Consider the following 18,872-nt stretch of genomic DNA (forward strand, 5'->3'; position numbering starts at 1 on the left):
TTACTCTAAAATTATAAAATATTGTATACCATATGATGGATTTTCTTGATTTAATAGTATAGAATGATAGTTAATTCAGTTCCATAATCTATTATTCGAATGAATGGTGATGCTATGTTGAAATATTTATATGGTCTTTCAATATTTTTCTATCTTATAACGGTTGTCTTTCCAACGGTTAACGCTGCATCTTTGTTATCACTAACTTGTTTCCTCATCATTTTGCTAACGATTTTTAAAGTATCTAGGTTTGTCAAAGTAATGGGAGGATTCTTTTTATTAATTGGTACGTTTATGTTGATTGATAGTGGGGCTGGTTGGAAAGACTTTCTTTTTTCGTTCGGACCGATGATGAATTTACTTACTCTTTTTGCAATGGTCCCGATTTTGGCGTTACCTATAAAAATAGGGAAGTATGAAGTGCGAATCCGAAGTTTAATTAAACAAAAGGTCAAATCTTCCAGCCAATTATATTCGATGACTTCTGGGATTTCATATTTCTTTAGTATTTTTTTAAATCTCGCTACATTGCCGATGACTTATTACTCGATACGGCCGGCAACTGATATATTTTCCCTGCAGGATAAGGAAAGGTTTATGAGCAGGGCTATTACACATGGGTTTGCTATGCCATTAATGTGGGCACCAGTCACCCCAATTGTGGGCATCGTAATTGAAATGACAGGCGTTAGTTGGGCTTCCATGCTCCCTTATGTCTTACCTTTAAGTATAGCGGGTTTGTTGCTTGATTGGATGCTAGGGAAGAGTAATGCTAAAAAACAGGCAAAGCAGAATCTAGGGTTTAAAAGTGAAAATGATGAAATAGCGGCGGCTAGTGAGGCGAGTGAAGAAAGTGTACACTCCGGCAGATTATATCACATATTGATTGCCATTATTATCTTCAACCTCCTGGTTTCTGTATTCGAAACACAGTTTTCTTTTTCCTTTCTCATTCTTGTTGCGTTACTGGTCATTCCGTTCACTCTTTTGTGGTCACTATGTATAAGAAAAACGAAAGCATTTGGCATCGGATTGAAAGAACACTTTCAAACACACCTCCCAAAAATGAAAGATCAATTTTTTATTTTTCTATCAGCTGGATTTTTTATTTCATCGATTCAATTCTCAGGTACCGATCATGTTTTGAACCAATGGATAAGTGCTATTAAGGATATAATCGGAATAGAAGTTTTTCTTATTGTTTTATTATTCATCCCGCTTGCTTTAGCCTTTACTGGATTACATCCAGCAGTAGGTTTGGCACTAATGGCAGAGGCATTGGATCCCCAAGGGCTTGGTATATCTCCCTATATACTAACTACCTCTATGCTTGCAGGATCAGTAGCTGCTTTCTTAATGGGTCCTTACAATGCTACTATTGGAGTTATGTCAAATATTGTTAAAGTAACTTCCTTTAGAATTTCTAAATGGAATGTATCCTTCACCTTATTGTTCTTAGGATTTTGCATAAGCTATTTGATATTTTTGGAGATACTTATTTGATTGCGGTGGCCTGCCGTTAATTGTGAATCTCATTACAAAAAACCTTGCCTTTAATCGGCAAGGTTTTTAGAGTTTTTATTTGCCCCTTAAGAGTGTTACGCTGTTGTCGTTTCAGATTTAACGAGTTTTGAGAATTTAGAATCCTCGCTGTTACCGGATCCCTTTACTATTTCATCTAATTCTTCTCTAGCATCATCAATGTTTTCAAAAGCCTCAAAGAATTTCACTCTAATATAATTAACAAATTCTTTCTCTCCATACTTCTCATATAACTGGATCTTTGTACGATCATCTAATACCTTTGCGATAGTATATGTTGCTTTTAATTTATCGAAAAAATAAAATTGGTACGACTCTACTACCTCAAGTCCATCATTATCCAGTACTGTTTGATAAGTATCCTTATTGGTTAACACAATGTATTTATCCATCCATACACGCTCCTTTAGTAAAAATTAGAATCATTTCCTTTAGACCAATTGAATAGTGATCCGGCCCCCCCTTTTTTTGTATTTTGTATACCAAAACATTTGACTTTAGTCTATAACACGATAAATATTTTATCAAGAGTAATTTAGAATTTTCCGAAAATAGATAATCTAATCAATGATCACTTAATCCTTTTAAACAATGAGGAAGCCTATGATCGGGATAATATTGGTAATATATTCATGTTTAAAATACATTGAAAGGGTTTACAATTTCAAAATTAAACATTATACTCAAGAAAATTCAAAAAATTAAGAACAGTGATGAAAGGGTGTTGGTATGCCAAAGGTTAAATTGCATGTGGATGGAGAAATAGTCGAACAAGAGGTTAAAGATCATGCTAATCTCGTAGTTTTAGCTGGAATTAAACAATTCCCTAAGCTGAAGTATGGATGTGGAATGGGGAAATGTACGAGATGTACATGCAGGGTAATTGATGGTGGAGACCAATTGGATCCTCCAAATTGGAAAGAAGAAAAAAGGTTGGGAGATAAATTAGAAGAAGGTTACCGTCTTACATGTCAGTTGTCGGTAAAGGATGACTTAGAGATTTCACAAGAAAATATTGATGTCCGAAAGAAAAAAAGAGAAGTACAGGAACTAAGGAAGGATTAATTTTTTGTTTAAAATATTGGTATACAATAAACCAAAGGAGAGGATCATTTGAACGCGTATATGCTAAGCGAAATGACCTGGGAAGAAGTAGGAGATGCCCTGAAAACGGTGGAAGTGGCTGTTATTCCGATAGGAGCTCATGAACAGCACGGCCCTCATATGGTTGAAAGCTGTGATGCTGTACTGGCTACGGAAATGGCTAAACAATTAGCAGAAAAAATGTTCCCTCGTATAATTGTGACACCAACAATCAATATGGGAGTATCTGAACACCATATGAATTTTCCAGGAACAATTTCTTTAAAGCCTGAAACGCTTATTGCTATCTTAAAAGACGTTGTCCGTTCCTTGAAGCACCATGGTATTACTAAATTCTTGTTTTTAAATGCACACGGAGGAAACCAGTCGACGTTGAGTGTCGCTAGCACAACTTTATCAGCAGAAGAGTCGGTGGAGGTATATTATGCGAAAACAACAGCCTCTGCTAAACAAACGGTGGCCCATGCGATTACATCTCCTATTTTTGGACACAGTTGTGAGCGCGAAGTATCAGAAGCCTTATATTTAGCACCCTCACTGGTACGTGCTGATAGATTGGCGAAAGGTGATTTTATTGAAGGGGGGAGATATAAACAATTGAGACCTGGGAAGGCCATTCAAGGTTTTTATCGTTACGAAGATATGACAAGAAATGGAAGTATTGGTGATGCTACGAAAGCATCGAGAGAAATCGGGGAACAAATTGTACAAGAAGCTGTAGAGAACATAACACTGTCTTTGGAAGAAATTTTGGATTACAAAGTAGAGTCTGTTCATTAAAAAAAAGAGAAAGAAGTCTGTTTAGACGGTTAAAAGGAAATTTGACGAAAAGGGTGTGTGCGTTTGGAGTTAACTATTGCCCATTGGCTTTACGGTGCAGTTACGTTTCTAGTCATTGTCACGATGTTGTTTCGCCGGGGAGTTATACTTCCCACTATCGTTGGTACTTTTTTAGTAGCATGGGTTTATAAAGGATCAGTAGTTGGAGGATTCCAGGCAGTTTTTAACGCCAATCTTGTTGCAGCAAGGGAACTGTTCAGTATTTTTTTGATTATCACCCTTATGGTTGCCCTGCTCAACTCACTAAAAGAGATCGGGGCAGATGAAAAAATGATCGTCCCTATTACGAAGGTGATGAAGAATGGACACATTGCTTTCTTAGTACTGATGGCAGTAACCTATGTCATTTCCTTGTTTTTCTGGCCGACCCCTGCAGTTCCATTAATTTGTGCTCTATTAGTTCCAGCAGCGGTACGCGCAGGGCTTCCGGCAATGGGGGCGGCTGTAATCATCGCTATCTCAGGACAAGGCATGGCATTGTCGTCCGATTATATTATGCAGGTTGCTCCAATGATGAGTGCGACTGCGGCAGGGATTGAAACTGCCCAAGTTGCTGATAAAGCCTTCATTATGTCCCTGATAACAGGTAGTGTAGCGGCTACAGTAGCGTATGTCGCTGTTAGAAAATCAATTACCAAGCCTAATAGCGATGAATCTCTATCTTCCCTAAATGGTCTGCCAACAAGTGTAGATCCAACAGTTGAGGCAGAAATATCAGCAACTTCTGAAGTTGATGTTTACGAAGCCAGGCGTGGAATATGGGGCACAGTCTTTGCTGTGCTTGTGCCACTATCTCTATTGGCTGTTATGATATTCATGTTTTCCACACAAATCGGCGGTGATACTGTAGGAGGATTTGAAGGTGGGGATGGTGCAGCATTCATAGGTGGAGTCGCTGCGGTATTGCTGATTTTAGCCTCTGTCGCATTCCGGAGAATTCATGCGCTAGATAAAATCAGTGATCATTTCACAGAAGGTTTTGTATTTGCATTTAGGGCTATGGGTCCAGTGATACCGATTGCTGGTTTCTTTTTTCTCGGAAGTTCTGATTTCACAGGGGCGATTCTTTCTTTAGGTGAAGATGCGACTACCCCAGCCTTTTTGTTTGACCTTGTTCAAACAGCACAAGGTTATATTCCGGAAAATGCTCTATTCACAGCATTTGGAATACTTATAGTAGGAATCATCACGGGGCTTGACGGTTCAGGGTTTTCAGGTTTACCTTTGACTGGTTCATTGGCTGGCGCGATGGCAAATACGACTGGAGTGGATACTGCTACGCTTGCAGCAATCGGTCAAATGGGTTCTATTTGGACAGGGGGAGGAACATTGGTCGCGTGGTCATCCCTAGTGGCTATCGCAGGCTTTTGTGGGGTATCTGTATTGGATCTTGCCAGAAAAAACTTCATCCCAGTTATAATGGGTCTTTTTGCTTCCGCTGCCTTTGCCGTGTATTTCCTGTAAAAGAACTAACGTAGGAATACAAAAGGTTTAAAAATTCAGAAAATGATGTTTACAAACAATAAATAATAGGTTACTATTTAATCAATGGTATACCAAATTAATGGAGTTACTAGTTATTTCTTTCTTCAAAGCGTGGATGCTGGGGGGATTTAAAGAATTCAACGCTTTAGCTTAGGTATACTTGGTATACAAAATACTGTACACAAAATACTGGGTTGTAATCTCACATTTGATTTCAAGGAGGAGAATGGAAATGGCAGAACTATTATCAAAGGATGAGTTTCGTAAGGAGCTAGAAGAGGCGATTAAAGGGAACCACAGTCAGAAAGCACCTTTTACAGTTGCCTGGTCAGAAGGAAAGTTAGAGAGAAAACATTTCGCTAAATGGGCTGAAAACCATTACCACTATGTTGGACCATTTGCGAACTATCTTTCTTATATTTATCACAATACGCCAGAAGGACCAGAATTCGAAGATGCTAAGGACTTTACGCTACAAAATATGTATGAGGAAGAGATTGCAGCTGACCGTCACACGGATCTATTAATTCGTTTTGCTGAAGCATGTGGAACAACTGGTGATAGAGTTCGTGATCCTAAAAATATGGCAGCTACAACACTAGGATTACAAAGCTGGTGTTATTCGGTTGCATCTCGCGAGAATTTCGTTGTTGCTACAGCAGCACTTGTAGTCGGATTGGAATCTCAAGTTCCTGATATTTACCGTAAACAAACACCTACACTTCGTGAAAAATACGGGTTCGATGATGAATCGATCGAATTCTTCGACCTCCACATCGTATCTGATGAAATCCATGGGGAGCGCGGTTATAAGATTGTATTAGAGCATGCAAATACTCCAGAGCTACAACAACGTTGTTTAGAGATCGTTCGTACTGGAGCTGAAATGCGTCGCATGTACATGGATGGTCTTTGGAGAGAGTATCTTGAAAAAGACCTAGGTTCATTAGTACAAGCCTAATACTAAAAACAAATTAATAGTGTGGCAGTTTCCTCAAGAAGGGAGCTGCCACTTTGTTCATAAATAGCTATAAATGGAAAGGATGTATGGAATGTTAACAACGGAAGCAGAACTTTTTAATAATTTAGTTGATGGGGAGTGGAAACCATCAATTAGTCAAAGAACCTTCAATAGCATAAATCCAGCGAATAAAGAAGAGGTTGTTGGTGTATTTCAAGCCTCTACCGAAGAAGATGTAAAACTAGCAATTGAAGCAGCAGAAAGGGCTTTTCCGAACTGGTCCCAAACCCCTCCTTCTAAAAAAGCAACGATTTTAAACAAAGCAGCGGATTATCTTGAAGAAAATGTAGACCAATTTGCGGAAGAATTGACACGTGAAGAAGGAAAGGCGATTGGAGGATCTCGTAAAGAAGTGCTAAGATCCGCCCAAACGCTCCGTTATTATGCAGTCGAAGGACAGAGTTTCACAGGGGAAACGTTCCCGCATGATGACCCGCAAATGAAGGTTACATCTGAATTAGAGCCTTTAGGGGTTGTAACGGTTATCACTCCATGGAATTTCCCAATATCTATTCCAGCCAGAAAAATCGCCCCTGCTTTGATTACTGGAAACACGGTTGTATTTAAACCATCTTCCGAAACGCCTTTGATTGCTTTCCGCCTAGTAGAAGCTTTGAAGCAAGCGGGCCTTCCAGAAGGTGTACTTAATTTTGTAACGGGTAGCTCACGTGATATAGGGGACAGTCTAGTTGATCATCCTGGGGTCAAAGCAGTCACGTTCACTGGATCGACTTGGGCAGGGGAGCAAATTCATAGAAACGCATCACTAGATACACGAACACAGATGGAGTTGGGTGGGAAAAATCCACTTATTGTGATGAATGACGCAGATGTGGAGCTCGCCGCAAAGCTGACCATAAACGGTGGTTTTTCTTTATCTGGCCAGGCATGTACAGGAACTAGTAGAGTACTTGTCATGAAAGAAATGAAAGATCAATACCTTCAAGCATTAATAGAAAAAACAAGTGCCCTAAAAGTCGGAAATGGTTTTGAAGAGGGGGTAACGATCTGCCCGCTGGCCAGTGAAAAACAGTTGGAAAACGTCTTGAAGTACATTGAAATCGGAAAGGAAGAAGGGGCTGAGCTTGTATATGGAGGGAAGCATTTAACGGATGGCCATTATGCCAACGGTTATTATGTCCAACCAACCATATTCACCAATGTTTCACCCACCATGAGAATAGCTAAAGAGGAAATATTTGGACCAGTCATTTCAGTGATCGATGTGGAAAGTTATGAGGAAGCCATCTCCGTCGCCAATGATGTGGAATACGGGCTGGCTGCTTCTATCGTTACAAATAATATTGGCATTGCCCAACGGTTTACTAGAGAAATTCAAGCTGGAACCGTAAAAGTGAATCGTACGACAACAGGAAACTTGATTAATGCGCCGTTTGGTGGCATTAAAAAGTCTAGTACATCCACTTTCCGTGAATCAGGAAGAGACGGGTTAGGGTTTTTCACGCAAATTAAAACTGTATATGTTGGATATTAATTCACTTACAAGGAGGGACCCTTATCATGAAAAGTGTTATGAAATTGGACTTAGAAGAAGCAAAATTATTAATTGAAGAAGCCAAAAAGAAATCGGAAGAGATCAATGTGCTGGAAACGATTGCCGTAGTAGATGGGGGCGGGAACCTAATTGCTCTCGAGCGTATGAATGGCGCACGGATAACAGGTGCGGAAATTGCGATTGCTAAAGCATTCACCGCAGCAGGGCACAAACGCTCTACACATCTTTTTAACAAAGAGCCGAATGGACCGGTACTTCCAGGTAATGAGGCTTTTGGCATTCAGCACATGCTTCCTGGGAAATTTGCTGTTTTCGTCGGAGGTTTTCCAATTGTTGTTGATGGAGAAGTAATCGGCGGAATTGGTGTCAGTGGTGGAAATGGTGAACAGGATACAGCTGTAGGAACGGCAGCATTAGGCGCTTTGCAGAGTCACCTTCAACCAGATGGACATGAAGTGATTATAGAGGCTGATATCAAGGCATAGACGGTCCAGAACAGTACTTATACTTGCAGATTTTTTTACGAAAGAAGGAGATTGTTTTGAAACCTTATAAGGACCTTACAATCGGCTTCGCTAGGACAGGGGTTACTGGATACGGAGGCGGACCTTCAACGATTCCTTTGATAGAATATGAAGCTGTTAAGAAATACAAATGGATGACCGAAGGTGAATTTATCCAGACCTTGGCATTGGCTAACACGCTTCCAGGACCTATTGCGACAAAAATGGCAGCGTATATTGGCTATAAGGTGAAAGGGAACACAGGGGCAATTGTCGCTATTATCGCTCATATATTACCTTCTTTAGTGGGTATGTTGGTCATGTTGGGGGTATTGTACAGTTATAGGTCTTCTCCGATTGTTAGCGGTATGGTCCAAGGTGTTACTCCGATCATCGCCATTTTGCTGATGGGAATGGCATACAAGTTTGCGGACAAATCTCGTAAAGGGATGGGATCTCCGATCATGTTGTTACTCATGGGTGTCTCATTAGTTGTCCTGCAAGTTTTGAACCTGCATCCAGGCATAATGATCGGCGCCTGCCTAGCGGGGGGTTTTATCTTAGCAACCTATAAAAGTAAAAGGAACAAATCTCAGAGTAAATCTCAAGTACAGAGGGAAAAAAGCGTATGATGTATTGGGATATTTTTTGGGCGTTTTTTATTTCAAATCTACTTGGGTATGGTGGAGGGCCAGCTACTATACCTCTTATCCAGAATGAGGTTGTCAATCACTATGAATGGATGACCCTGAATGAATTCGGAGATTTATTTGCAATTGCGAATGTCTTGCCAGGTCCCATTGCAACCAAAATGGCTGGCTTTATTGGATATCAAGTCGGAGGGGGATTGGGTGCTGTTATTGCTCTGACGGCAACTATCCTTCCTTCAGCGATTGCGGTCATACTTCTGTTCAAGTTTTTAAATATTTTCAAGGATTCACCTCAGGTGAATCTAATGACAAAAGCAGTGCAGCCAGTTATTGCTGTTTTACTCGGTGTGTTGGCTTATAACTTCTTTCTTACAGCATTTGAGGACAGTGGTCTCATGCACCTCTCTATACTGACAGCGGCAGGATTACTTACAATGAATAAATTCAAGGTACACCCGGCGTTTGTCATCCTTGGGGCTTTATTTTATGGAGGAATTTTCCTATCATAGGATTATGGATAACATCGAGACGGTCAAGATATTCTTGGCCGTCTTTGGAATTTATACATGATAAAAATGGTGGTGTTCTGATATAATAGGTGTTAAAATGGTATACCATAAATCAGTATTGGGCAGGAAAGAAGGTGTTGCAAGTTATGAAGTGGGCAGAAGATGAACTGTTATCTATCCGTGAACGTGCATACCGTTACTTAAAAGATTTGATTTTAGAAGGGGAATACAAACCCGGTGATCGTTTGATTGAGAGGGAACTAGCTAATAAGCTTAATATTAGCCGTACACCCATACGGGAGGCGTTATTCAGGCTTGAGTCTCAGGGATTTGTGAAGACAGTACCCAGGAAAGGGGTAATCGTTTCCAATGTTTCTGAAGAAGAAGTGATTGAAGTGTTTACAATTCTTTCTTCGCTGGAAGTACTGGCGGCTAAGCTCGCCGCACAGAGAATGGATGAACCCACCCAAAAAGAGCTCGATATGAAAATTGAACAGTTGGAAGAACTGGAGAAACAAGACGATGAAGGGTTTGACAACAAACATATCGAAATGAACCTTCTTCTATATAAAGCTTCCAAAAGCCCCAGGCTCTACGAAATACTTTCCGGATTAACAGACTATATCCAGATGTCTGCAAACATGGGTTATGAAACCCCTGGTCGGAGAAAAGAATCGATGAGAGAGCATATTCAAATGATGAAAGCATTGCGAAACAAAGAAGATGATATGGCTGAATATTTAACAAAAATCCATATTGAAAATTCTAAGAAGGCATACATCAATTTTGTTCAACAACAAAAAGAGAAAAAGAAAAAAAATATTGAGTAAAAGCTAGGTTCAAAGGTACCTAGCTTTTTTATATGAATCAAATACCTATGACAATTGGGGAGGTGAAATCTTTTAACACCTTACAGATACTCATGGCAACGATGTAACCAGATTTTGGATTTTCAGCTGAAGGTGTGTTTTTAATGGTAAGCTCAACCTCACCAAAATACCCTTTCGCAACAATTTGGTGTGTATTGCTAGTCACTTCTGGATCGACAAGTACCTGTATCTTAGTTTTCTCGAATCCAACCCCTGCAAGGCTTAATGCAGCAGAAACATTCGTACTCTGAGGAAACAGTTTCGCTGACTCTTTGGCAGTACCTTCATAAATGACACTTGGTTCTAGGACGTTGTCTAAATTGACCTTCTCTTCTGCAATAGTGCCACGCCAAGCTTCCGGAGGTTTCCGTGTAACCAATTTGACCTCATCAATATTATGTATGGTAGATGCTGCAATCCGGTCCAATCCACCTATAGCGGCTGACGGGAGGATGAGCTTTTGGTTATGTGTATGGGCAGAGTGACGGACATCTTCAAGTAACTTCGTATCAGAAAACGCGCCAACGGATACTGTGATAAAATGGCTACCGGAAGAGAGAGCTCTAACAGCATATTGGTATACGGCTTCGTGCCCCGCACATTCAATAATCACATCATAATCATTTAGGAAAAATGTCTTCTCGTTGTCCGTCATTAAGTGGAAAGCCCCCGAACCTTCATATTTCCCTTTGTTTCTTACCAGAATAGAAGAAACAATTACACCTTTAACCTTGTGTTCCTTTATATATTCCAACACGTCTTTTCCGATTGCCCCATACCCAATCAAGCCAATCTTTAACATTTCTTCACCTGCTTTTATTTGTATTTGGTATACCATTAATTATACAGTAATCCATTTTTGGATTCAATTATAAATAAGCATCTCAATTTTTTTGCTATTTTTATTGTCAGAATATTTTAAATGTGGTATATTGTATACCAAACATATTGATAGGAGGATTCACAATGCCTAAAATCAACTATGCAACCAGCGGAAGAGTTATAGAGGCGCCGGAAAACTCAAATATTCTCAGAATTTCTTTAAGATATGATGGAGAACTTCCAAATAAATGCGGGGGAGGGATTTGTGGAACTTGCGTTTGTAAAATTGAAGAGGGCTATGAAAATCTTGACAATGTAAAGGTTCAGGAGAAAAGAAAACTGGGTGATGAATGGTTAAACAAAGGGTACCGGCTAGGTTGCCAATCATTTGTCACAGACGGGGATGTTACGGTTTCCTGGGATGAAGAAACAACAAAAGAAGTGAAGAAGCGTAAACCAGATAAAATTAAGAAAAAGGAAAAAATAACAACAACGGATAAATAATTTCACATTAGAAGTTAAAAATGAAAGGGCTTTCCAGCAATTATAGTGAAGAAGAGGTGGATAATATGTTGACATGCAGAGAACATGTAAAAGAAGCCATTCGTATCATGGACGTGCCTCATATTAGAAAAGCTCCAGCCGGTGTCAAATGTTCGTTTTGTAATCAGAAGGCATTACACGTTTCCTATATTAACAGACCTTGTAAATTCAAAATATCAAAACAGTTTAGGGAGAACATAGCGTTTGCGGAATAAACACTTCTTTTGAACGCTATGCAACTAGCTAGGAAGGGAAGCTGAATCGTGCAACTCGGAAAAATGGAAGTTGAAGATAAGCTACATTCGCTTGGTTTATGTTTACCTGATTTACCTAAACCATCAGGACATTACCTTGGAGCTGTAAAAGTCGACAAATTTTTATTTATAAGCGGTGTGACCTGTAAAAGAAATGGTGAATTGCTGTTTAAAGGACAGGTAGGAAGCGACTTATCAATCGAAGATGGGTATGAAGCTGCAAAAATAACGACACTAAATCATCTCTCTATCATTCAGGATATGCTCGGTGGATTCGACCAGATGGATCGTATTGTAAAACTGACTGGATATGTCAACTCTACGGATGGTTTTGGAAATGTTCCAGATGTGATTAACGGATCATCAGACTTTTTGGTTAATCTGTTTGGTGAATATGGAAAGCACGCCAGGTGTGCGGTAGGAGTAAGTTCATTGCCAGGCAATGCTGCTGTTGAAACTGATCTACTTCTTTCCATTAAGTAAATGGGAACATGCAAAATTTATAATTGAGCCGAATATTTTTAAATGCTTTAGGAGGTTACTATTCATTATGGAAAAGAGGTTCTACAGTGATTCAAGATGAATGCTATGATATTACAATTATAGGCGGAGGCCCAACCGGATTATTTACAGCTTTTTATGGCGGGATGAGACAGATGAAAGTGAAGATACTTGAAAGCATGCCTCAACTTGGGGGACAGTTATCGGCATTATATCCTGAGAAATATATATATGATGTTGCCGGGTTTCCTAAAGTGCGTGCACAAGATTTAGTGGAAGACTTGAAGGAACAGGCAATGCAGTTTAGTCCTACAGTCTCATTAGGGCAATCAGTCGACAAAGTGGAACGTTTAGAAGACAAAACTTTTTTGTTGACCACGGATAAAGGAGAGAAACACCTTACCAAAGCCATAATCATTACTGCTGGAGTAGGGGCATTTCAACCCCGGCCACTAAAAATCAGTAATGCAAACGACTATGAAAATAAAAACCTATTTTATTTTGTAAAAGACCTTAACCAGTTTTCAGGAAAGAAAGCCATTGTATGCGGTGGTGGTGACTCTGCTGTAGACTGGGCTAACATGCTGGAACCGATTGCAAGTGAAGTTACTTTGATCCATCGAAGAGATAAGTTCCGTGCTCATGAGAACAGCGTAGAGCAATTGAAAAACTCAAGCGTTAAAATCAGAAACCCGTACAACGTAAGAGAACTCATCGGCAGTGAGGAAAAGATCAATAAAGTTATCATTGAACATGTAAAAGATAAAACATCGGAAGAAGTCGAAATTGATGCTATTCTAGTAAATTATGGGTTTGCCTCATCACTAGGGCCTATTCAAGAATGGGAACTTGATATTAAAAAAAATTCCATTGTAGTTGATTCTAAAATGGAAACGAATATAGAAGGTATTTATGCGGTTGGAGACATCGCTACTTACGAAGGTAAAGTCAAATTAATTGCCACAGGATTTGGAGAAGCACCAGTTGCCGTAAGCAATGCGAAAAAGTATATTGACCCAAGTGCTCGTGTTCAGCCACTTCACAGTACGAGTGTTATGGCGGATAAAGGAAAGAAGAGTGAATTAGTTAATACCTAAGGAACCTGTTTTTATGAATGTTGAAGGAGGATTTAAATGGCAACATACACAAAGATTGATCAAGATACCTGTATCGGATGTGGTTCTTGTGGGGCGGTTTCTCCTGATGTCTATGACTATGATGATGAAGGTTTGGCATTTGTTATTCTTGATGACAATCAAGGATGTAAGGAAATTCCAGAAGATTTAATGGAAGATGTTGAAGATGCTTATGAAGAATGTCCGACAGAATCTATTAAACTCGCTAACGAACCATTCGATTGAATAAAATGCCTACGGTTACAAGTCGAGAGGGGAAGGGTATACCTTCCTCCTTTAATTAAACAAATCCCTGTAGCTCCAACTATATAAAAATCCAAATTATTAGAGGAAAGGTGAATGACGGTGTATGAGAAGAGGGAATCGAAAGCATTAGATTTATTAGAAGAATCAGGAGTGCGATCCACGCCTCAACGTCATGCAGTTCTTGATTATCTACTTAATACAAGGGTCCACCCCACGGCAGAGGAAATATACAGAGAACTGGAAGAAAAATTCCCACATATGAGTCTCACGACAGTGTATAACAATCTTCGTGTTTTACGTGAAGTTGGACTCGTTCGTGAATTAGCATTTGGTAATTTATCTAGCCGATTCGACTCTAACACAACGGATCATTATCATATAATATGTGATGAATGTGGCAAGGTTGTAGATTTTAATTATCCAATATTGAATGAAGTGGAGTCATTGGCCAGACAGCTAACAAGATTTGAAGTTAGCTACCACCGGATGGAGGTATATGGTAAATGTGAAGGGTGTCAAGGGTATCGAAAAGTTCAATGAAGTATTAATATAATTAGCTGCTGATCGAATCAATTCTTTTTAGGATTCTTCGTGCTCTATGAATGACAAATTATATGTTCAAGTACGAGGGGGGTCTTGTAGAACAAAGGATGAAAATAGATAGGGTATACAACAAATGTGTTGCGGAATGGTTACACCTAATCTCTCGTATTACAAGGAGGATCATTTTCATGAATAGGGAAAAAATCGCGGAAATGATTAGAGAAAGTGTTATTGATTACGATAAAGAGTTAATTATTGATGCAGCAGAAAAATTAAGGTCAAGTGTAAGCGATTTTTACTTTCAAGAGATTAATTTAAAAGGTAAATACCCCGATTTATCATTCAAATATTCTGGGAGTTTTGGTTTTACCTTTACATTTAAAGATAACAGCCTAGTTGGTCGTACTGACTTCGAACAATCTAAAATCATTCTTAAAAAAGTGTCTGGTCCTAAACACGTCCTCCAGCAGATAAAAGAGAGAATAATAGATGAAATCATTGCTAAAGACCATAAATTAAGTTGTAAAGACGGCGACTTTAACATTGAAGAAGTAGATGAATACCTCTCAAAAAGCATTGCAGAAATATTAAAATAAATTGTAATAACATTCATATTATCCTAGCGGGTTTCTGAAATAATCTCCTAGTGACCTATCACCCACTCTCTCTTATTCCAGAGTGTAAGAAATAGTGGCTTCTTTCCCCGACTAAAGGCAGTTATTGAGGGTCAATGCGATACATAAAAACAAACTTCTCCATACAACCTAACCACGTTTCAAAAAGTCAGGATATCAAATGGGAAAAAAGGGATGAGATTGACGTTTATAGGTAAGTTAACAGGTTGACATGAAAGTTTAGGAAGATGAAATTTACTTAAAGCAGAAGAAGATATTGATCCAGAAGGCATGAGTAAGTTGTTCCATTGCGCCGACAAATGATCATGCTGTGGGGAGATTTAGCTGATCAAAGCGAAAAAAGTCTTAATCCGTGCAAATAACCGGATTAAGGCTTTTTTTGTGTTTGTCCTACTGGGGTTATGGATGCACTTCCCTCCAACTTTTTGGTAAATATATAGTTTTAATTTTTAAAACAATAGTGATACACTAGGAAATAGTGAGTCAAAAAAGATATGCGTAATTAGGTTGCTCCCTGGATGATTGTGAAGCCTAAGTAGGAGCGCCTATATACTTTTGCTTTTTACAAATCTTAGTGAATAAGGATGGGACAAATGAGCAACAGCCAGAGTAAAACAGACGTTATTTTAATTGGTGCAGGAATTATGAGTGCGACGCTTGGAGCATTGTTGAAAGAACTAGTGCCGGACTGGAATATTCGCGTGTTTGAAAGGCTTGATAGTGGAGGAGAAGAAAGTTCAAACGTATGGAATAATGCGGGTACGGGACATGCTGCTCTGTGTGAGCTGAACTACACGAAGGAACAGCCGGACGGTTCGATCGACATGTCTAAAGCTACTAAAGTGAATGAACAATTTCAGGTTTCTAAGCAATTTTGGTCTTATCTTGTAAATAGTAATCTGATTCGTAATCCTCAAGAGTTCATTAAACCATTGCCTCATATGAGTATGGTGCAAGGGGAGCAGAATGTTAAGTTTCTAAGAAAGCGTTTTAATACGATGGTGGACAACCCTTTATTTGAAGCAATGGAATTTTCCGATGATCCGGAAACATTGAAAGATTGGATTCCGCTTATCATGAAGGGCCGGACTTCGAATGAAGCGATAGCCGCTACAAAAATCGATGCAGGAACAGATGTTAACTTTGGAGTGTTAACGCGTAAGTTGTTTGACACCTTAGAAAGTACAGACCTTGATGTCAATTACAAGCATAGTGTTGAGGATATCAAGCGAACTGACGATGGAGCATGGGAAGTGATGGTCCAGGATCTCGCTAATGATAAACTTGAAACCCATACGTCTGATTTTGTGTTTATCGGCGGGGGCGGTGGAAGTCTCCACTTGCTGCAAAAGACTGGTATTCCTGAATCCAAACATATCGGAGGCTTCCCGGTAAGCGGACAATTCATGGTGTGTAATAATCCGGAAGTGATCGAACAGCATCATGCCAAAGTGTACGGCAAAGCCAAAGTGGGAGCTCCGCCAATGTCTGTGCCTCATTTGGATACACGTTTTATCGACAATAAAACATCACTGCTGTTCGGACCGTTTGCAGGCTTTTCACCGAAGTTTTTAAAAACGGGCTCCTTGCTTGATTTGATAACATCCGTACGCAAGGATAATCTTGCAACGATGATTTCAGCAGGGGTGAAAAACGCTTCGTTGACGAAATATCTGATTGAACAAGTCGTTTTATCCAAAGAACAGCGCATGGAACAGTTACGTGAATTTATTCCAAACGCCAAGAGCGAGGATTGGGACTTAGTCACAGCGGGTCAACGTGTGCAAGTGATCAAAGATACGAAAGACGGCGGCAAAGGAACCCTTCAATTTGGTACGGAACTTGTGAATTCTGCTGACGGCTCGATTGCGGCCTTGCTTGGTGCCTCTCCAGGTGCTTCTACGGCCGTTTCTGTCATGCTTGAATTAATGGAGAAATGCTTTCCGCAGCATATCAAAGAATGGGAGCCGAAAATTAAAGAAATGATCCCTTCTTATGGAAAGAAATTAGTGGAAAACCCAGAGCTTATCCAGGAAATTCATACGTCTACAGCGCAAGCGCTTGACTTAGACGATCAAAAAAAAACGAATCCTGAGCAGGAACAGGAAACTCGTGTCTTACAAGAAGCATAAATAGCCGTTGGCTATTTATGCTTTCTTTTTTTTCTAGTTGTCTTGATTAATGATATAGACACATAACAAGGGATATATTCTTAATTGGATATATGGAAGAAGGTTCCAAGCCAAGAGAAGGGATTGCGGTAGTATGTAGTCTTAAAACATTATGGTGAATCCTATCATTTCTGCTATAATAATACTAGTATGATAGGGCTTTCATGGGTGGCGGTTCATTCCCCTAACTGTAAGATGAGAGGGGGTGATCCGATATGACAGTATTCGAAACACTGTTTCTGATGATTTCTTTCGGAACTTTAATTGTTGCTATACTGTCAAACCATAAAAAATAACCACCCATAGGCCTGGCAAGCATGTGGGTAGTTATTTCTAAAAACTCTATGTGAGCCGCCCCCTTGAAGGGCTATTGTACCTGACCGTTGGTGTGATAGCACTAACGGTCTTTTTTAGTATATGCAACTATTCTAATTTCATTATAACCTATTTTTTAAAATTGTAAAATTGATTTGTGTTGTATTATCGCGATTCGTTTATTATTGACAGTTAGTGTTTCTTGCAAGTATTACTGATGGGACAGTAGAGATGTCAACTTTGGCCCATCAAGGTAATCACGTTAACGAGTATCTATATTGACTGCCGGGATGATCCTCAGGTAGTACACTTTCCCCATGTGGAAACAGCTTTTCCCTCAATGTACCTTCCTGATAATCCTTCTTGTACAACCCGCGCTCTTGCAGTTCTGGTATCACCAGGTCAACAAAGTCCTCGAGGTCACCTGGGGTTACTAAATGGTTTAGGTTAAAGCCATCCACACCTGACTCTTCAAACTGGAATTGAATCGCGTCGGCCACTTCTTTCGGATTTCCGACGATAATACTGTTGCGGTCTGGGGATTCAAAGCGGTTCAACACTTCTCCGACGGTTAGTTTCTTAGGAGCATCCTTCGTCAGTGTGGCCGCTTTATAGTGGCCGCCTTCTGTAGACTTTGTGTATTCAAAAGGAAGATCCGGATCCATTTCTTCATACTCGCTGATGTCATATCCGCTTGCCCCGTACTGGGCTTTCGCGGCATCTGGACTCCAGTGGCGAGCGTATTCTTCAAACTTCTGCTCTGCTTCCTCTGTCGTCTCGCCAACGATTACGCTAAGGAAGGAGAAGATTTTAATATTGTCTGGATTGCGGCCGTGGTTTTCGGCCCGCTTGCGAATATCATCAGCATAGTAGTGAATTCGTTCTGGTGTTGGCCCACCGACAAAGATGCACTCGGCATGCTTGGAAGCAAATTCGCGTCCGCGTTCGGATGTGCCTGCTTGATAGATAACGGGTGTGCGTTGTAAAGACGGTTCACTCAGATGCGGGCCTTCCACGGAAAAGTATTTCCCTTCGTGATTAATTTCATGAACTTTGTCGGGGTCAACGAGTGTGTTGTTTTCAGCATCTTCTACAAACGCGTCATCTTCCCAGCTCGTTTCCCAGAGCTTATAAGACACATCGAGATATTCATCGGCGATATCGTAACGTTCGTCGTGTTTGATCATATTTTCTAAGCCAAAGTTGCGTGCTGCATTTGGCAAGTATGAGGTCACCACATTCCAGGCGACTCGCCCTTTTGTCAGGTGATCGAGGGTGGAGAAGCGCCGGGCATTTCCGAATGGAGCTTCATAAGTGGTGCTGACCGTCATCGCAAACGATAAATGCTCCGTCACGCTGGCCATCGCCGGGATCACTAGGGCGGGATCATTTAATGGCACCTGCAATCCATCGCGGATCGAAGGGTCTTTACTTTTTTTATAAACGTCATAGATTCCCAGTACATCGGCGAGGAACACGGCATCAAACTTGCCTCTTTCTAATAGTTTCGCTAAGTCCATCCAGTAATCTAAGTCTTTATAGCGGCGGTGGCGCTGACTTCTTGGATGCTTCCACAGTCCATGGGAATTGTGCATCGCGCTATTCATTTCAAAGGCATTTAGGATGATTTGTTTCGTCATTATGATTCCTCCTTAACTTCTCGCTGT

The 18,872-nt window shown here is 40.1% G+C and carries 21 protein-coding genes; 18 read left to right on the plus strand and 3 right to left on the minus strand.

Annotated features, from left to right (window positions below; all coding sequences use genetic code 11):
- Positions 1–114: 114 nt before the first annotated feature.
- On the plus strand, positions 115–1,503 hold the full coding sequence (locus P9989_RS04175; RefSeq protein WP_283077561.1) for a hypothetical protein: 1,389 nt from the start codon (positions 115–117) through the stop codon (positions 1,501–1,503).
- A 95-nt stretch (positions 1,504–1,598) separates the two neighbouring features.
- Here P9989_RS04175 and P9989_RS04180 read toward each other — a convergent pair whose 3' ends face one another.
- On the minus strand, positions 1,599–1,934 hold the full coding sequence (locus tag P9989_RS04180; RefSeq protein WP_283077562.1) for a hypothetical protein: 336 nt from the start codon (positions 1,932–1,934) through the stop codon (positions 1,599–1,601).
- 337 nt (positions 1,935–2,271) lie between these two features.
- Between P9989_RS04180 and P9989_RS04185 the strand changes: the two genes are divergently transcribed.
- The 9 genes from P9989_RS04185 (at position 2,272) to P9989_RS04225 (ending at position 10,000) form a co-directional block, all read left to right on the plus strand.
- The gene (locus P9989_RS04185) at positions 2,272–2,607 is read left to right on the plus strand and encodes a 2Fe-2S iron-sulfur cluster-binding protein (protein ID WP_283077563.1); all 336 of its coding nucleotides are present in this window, start codon (positions 2,272–2,274) and stop codon (positions 2,605–2,607) included.
- Positions 2,608–2,655: 48 nt separating this feature from the next.
- Positions 2,656–3,426 carry a creatininase family protein gene (locus P9989_RS04190; protein ID WP_283077564.1) on the plus strand — a complete coding sequence of 257 codons (771 nt, stop codon included), beginning with the start codon at positions 2,656–2,658 and terminating at the stop codon, positions 3,424–3,426.
- Between the two features lie 63 nt (positions 3,427–3,489).
- Entirely contained in the window at positions 3,490–4,950 is a 1,461-nt protein-coding gene (locus P9989_RS04195; protein ID WP_283077565.1) for a hypothetical protein, read from the plus strand.
- A gap of 253 nt (positions 4,951–5,203) precedes the next feature.
- Complete coding sequence (locus P9989_RS04200) at positions 5,204–5,932, plus strand: iron-containing redox enzyme family protein (RefSeq protein ID WP_283077566.1); 729 nt, start codon at positions 5,204–5,206, stop codon at positions 5,930–5,932.
- Between the two features lie 82 nt (positions 5,933–6,014).
- Complete coding sequence (locus P9989_RS04205; protein WP_283078828.1) at positions 6,015–7,487, plus strand: aldehyde dehydrogenase family protein; 1,473 nt, start codon at positions 6,015–6,017, stop codon at positions 7,485–7,487.
- A 26-nt stretch (positions 7,488–7,513) separates the two neighbouring features.
- Positions 7,514–7,993, plus strand: coding sequence for a GlcG/HbpS family heme-binding protein (locus tag P9989_RS04210; RefSeq protein ID WP_283077567.1), 480 nt, complete (start codon positions 7,514–7,516; stop codon positions 7,991–7,993).
- 56 nt (positions 7,994–8,049) lie between these two features.
- Positions 8,050–8,643: a chromate transporter gene (locus P9989_RS04215; RefSeq protein WP_283077568.1), complete on the plus strand. Its 594-nt coding sequence runs from the start codon at positions 8,050–8,052 to the stop codon at positions 8,641–8,643.
- Positions 8,640–9,170 (plus strand): chromate transporter, encoded by a 531-nt coding sequence (locus tag P9989_RS04220; RefSeq protein WP_283077569.1) that lies wholly within the window; start codon positions 8,640–8,642, stop codon positions 9,168–9,170. The genes P9989_RS04215 and P9989_RS04220 overlap by 4 nt, the downstream gene beginning before the upstream one ends.
- Before the next feature lie 146 nt (positions 9,171–9,316).
- The gene (locus tag P9989_RS04225) at positions 9,317–10,000 is read left to right on the plus strand and encodes a GntR family transcriptional regulator (RefSeq protein ID WP_283077570.1); all 684 of its coding nucleotides are present in this window, start codon (positions 9,317–9,319) and stop codon (positions 9,998–10,000) included.
- Positions 10,001–10,037: 37 nt separating this feature from the next.
- Here P9989_RS04225 and P9989_RS04230 read toward each other — a convergent pair whose 3' ends face one another.
- Complete coding sequence (locus tag P9989_RS04230; RefSeq protein ID WP_283077571.1) at positions 10,038–10,877, minus strand: aspartate dehydrogenase; 840 nt, start codon at positions 10,875–10,877, stop codon at positions 10,038–10,040.
- A 128-nt stretch (positions 10,878–11,005) separates the two neighbouring features.
- On the opposite strand from P9989_RS04230, the gene P9989_RS04235 reads away from it, so the two are divergent.
- From P9989_RS04235 to P9989_RS21635, 8 genes are all read left to right on the plus strand, one after another.
- Positions 11,006–11,365: a 2Fe-2S iron-sulfur cluster-binding protein gene (locus P9989_RS04235; RefSeq protein ID WP_283077572.1), complete on the plus strand. Its 360-nt coding sequence runs from the start codon at positions 11,006–11,008 to the stop codon at positions 11,363–11,365.
- Positions 11,366–11,682: 317 nt separating this feature from the next.
- The gene (locus P9989_RS04240; RefSeq protein WP_283077573.1) at positions 11,683–12,141 is read left to right on the plus strand and encodes a RidA family protein; all 459 of its coding nucleotides are present in this window, start codon (positions 11,683–11,685) and stop codon (positions 12,139–12,141) included.
- Between the two features lie 86 nt (positions 12,142–12,227).
- Positions 12,228–13,256, plus strand: a complete 1,029-nt coding sequence (locus P9989_RS04245; protein WP_283077574.1) for an NAD(P)/FAD-dependent oxidoreductase — start codon at positions 12,228–12,230, stop codon at positions 13,254–13,256.
- Positions 13,257–13,292: 36 nt separating this feature from the next.
- On the plus strand, positions 13,293–13,520 hold the full coding sequence (locus P9989_RS04250; protein ID WP_283077575.1) for a ferredoxin: 228 nt from the start codon (positions 13,293–13,295) through the stop codon (positions 13,518–13,520).
- A 114-nt stretch (positions 13,521–13,634) separates the two neighbouring features.
- On the plus strand, positions 13,635–14,081 hold the full coding sequence (locus tag P9989_RS04255) for a Fur family transcriptional regulator (RefSeq protein WP_283077576.1): 447 nt from the start codon (positions 13,635–13,637) through the stop codon (positions 14,079–14,081).
- 191 nt (positions 14,082–14,272) lie between these two features.
- Positions 14,273–14,680: a hypothetical protein gene (locus P9989_RS04260; protein WP_283077577.1), complete on the plus strand. Its 408-nt coding sequence runs from the start codon at positions 14,273–14,275 to the stop codon at positions 14,678–14,680.
- 632 nt (positions 14,681–15,312) lie between these two features.
- Positions 15,313–16,851: a malate:quinone oxidoreductase gene (locus P9989_RS04265; protein WP_283077578.1), complete on the plus strand. Its 1,539-nt coding sequence runs from the start codon at positions 15,313–15,315 to the stop codon at positions 16,849–16,851.
- A gap of 281 nt (positions 16,852–17,132) precedes the next feature.
- Positions 17,133–17,186 (plus strand): putative holin-like toxin, encoded by a 54-nt coding sequence (locus P9989_RS21635; RefSeq protein ID WP_428841951.1) that lies wholly within the window; start codon positions 17,133–17,135, stop codon positions 17,184–17,186.
- A gap of 276 nt (positions 17,187–17,462) precedes the next feature.
- On the opposite strand, the gene P9989_RS04270 is transcribed toward P9989_RS21635, so the two are convergent.
- The gene (locus tag P9989_RS04270) at positions 17,463–18,845 is read right to left on the minus strand and encodes an LLM class flavin-dependent oxidoreductase (RefSeq protein ID WP_283077579.1); all 1,383 of its coding nucleotides are present in this window, start codon (positions 18,843–18,845) and stop codon (positions 17,463–17,465) included.
- Positions 18,846–18,872 lie beyond the last annotated feature (27 nt).

The sequence above is a fragment of the Halobacillus naozhouensis genome (assembly GCF_029714185.1).
GTDB classification, from domain to species: domain Bacteria; phylum Bacillota; class Bacilli; order Bacillales; family Halobacillaceae; genus Halobacillus_A; species Halobacillus_A naozhouensis.

Bases quoted from the DNA above. Each gene is read 5' to 3' on its own strand.
- P9989_RS04175 (WP_283077561.1), top strand. From the start codon at position 115: ATGTTGAAATATTTATATGGTCTTTCAATATTTTTCTATCTTATAACG.
- P9989_RS04180 (WP_283077562.1), bottom strand. From the start codon at position 1,934: ATGGATAAATACATTGTGTTAACCAATAAGGATACTTATCAAACAGTA.
- P9989_RS04185 (WP_283077563.1), top strand. From the start codon at position 2,272: ATGCCAAAGGTTAAATTGCATGTGGATGGAGAAATAGTCGAACAAGAG.
- P9989_RS04200 (WP_283077566.1), top strand. From the start codon at position 5,204: ATGGCAGAACTATTATCAAAGGATGAGTTTCGTAAGGAGCTAGAAGAG.
- P9989_RS04205 (WP_283078828.1), top strand. From the start codon at position 6,015: ATGTATGGAATGTTAACAACGGAAGCAGAACTTTTTAATAATTTAGTT.
- P9989_RS04210 (WP_283077567.1), top strand. From the start codon at position 7,514: ATGAAAAGTGTTATGAAATTGGACTTAGAAGAAGCAAAATTATTAATT.
- P9989_RS04220 (WP_283077569.1), top strand. From the start codon at position 8,640: ATGATGTATTGGGATATTTTTTGGGCGTTTTTTATTTCAAATCTACTT.
- P9989_RS04225 (WP_283077570.1), top strand. From the start codon at position 9,317: ATGAAGTGGGCAGAAGATGAACTGTTATCTATCCGTGAACGTGCATAC.
- P9989_RS04230 (WP_283077571.1), bottom strand. From the start codon at position 10,877: ATGGTATACCAAATACAAATAAAAGCAGGTGAAGAAATGTTAAAGATT.
- P9989_RS04235 (WP_283077572.1), top strand. From the start codon at position 11,006: ATGCCTAAAATCAACTATGCAACCAGCGGAAGAGTTATAGAGGCGCCG.
- P9989_RS04240 (WP_283077573.1), top strand. From the start codon at position 11,683: ATGGAAGTTGAAGATAAGCTACATTCGCTTGGTTTATGTTTACCTGAT.
- P9989_RS04250 (WP_283077575.1), top strand. From the start codon at position 13,293: ATGGCAACATACACAAAGATTGATCAAGATACCTGTATCGGATGTGGT.
- P9989_RS04255 (WP_283077576.1), top strand. From the start codon at position 13,635: ATGACGGTGTATGAGAAGAGGGAATCGAAAGCATTAGATTTATTAGAA.
- P9989_RS04260 (WP_283077577.1), top strand. From the start codon at position 14,273: ATGAATAGGGAAAAAATCGCGGAAATGATTAGAGAAAGTGTTATTGAT.
- P9989_RS04265 (WP_283077578.1), top strand. From the start codon at position 15,313: ATGAGCAACAGCCAGAGTAAAACAGACGTTATTTTAATTGGTGCAGGA.
- P9989_RS04270 (WP_283077579.1), bottom strand. From the start codon at position 18,845: ATGACGAAACAAATCATCCTAAATGCCTTTGAAATGAATAGCGCGATG.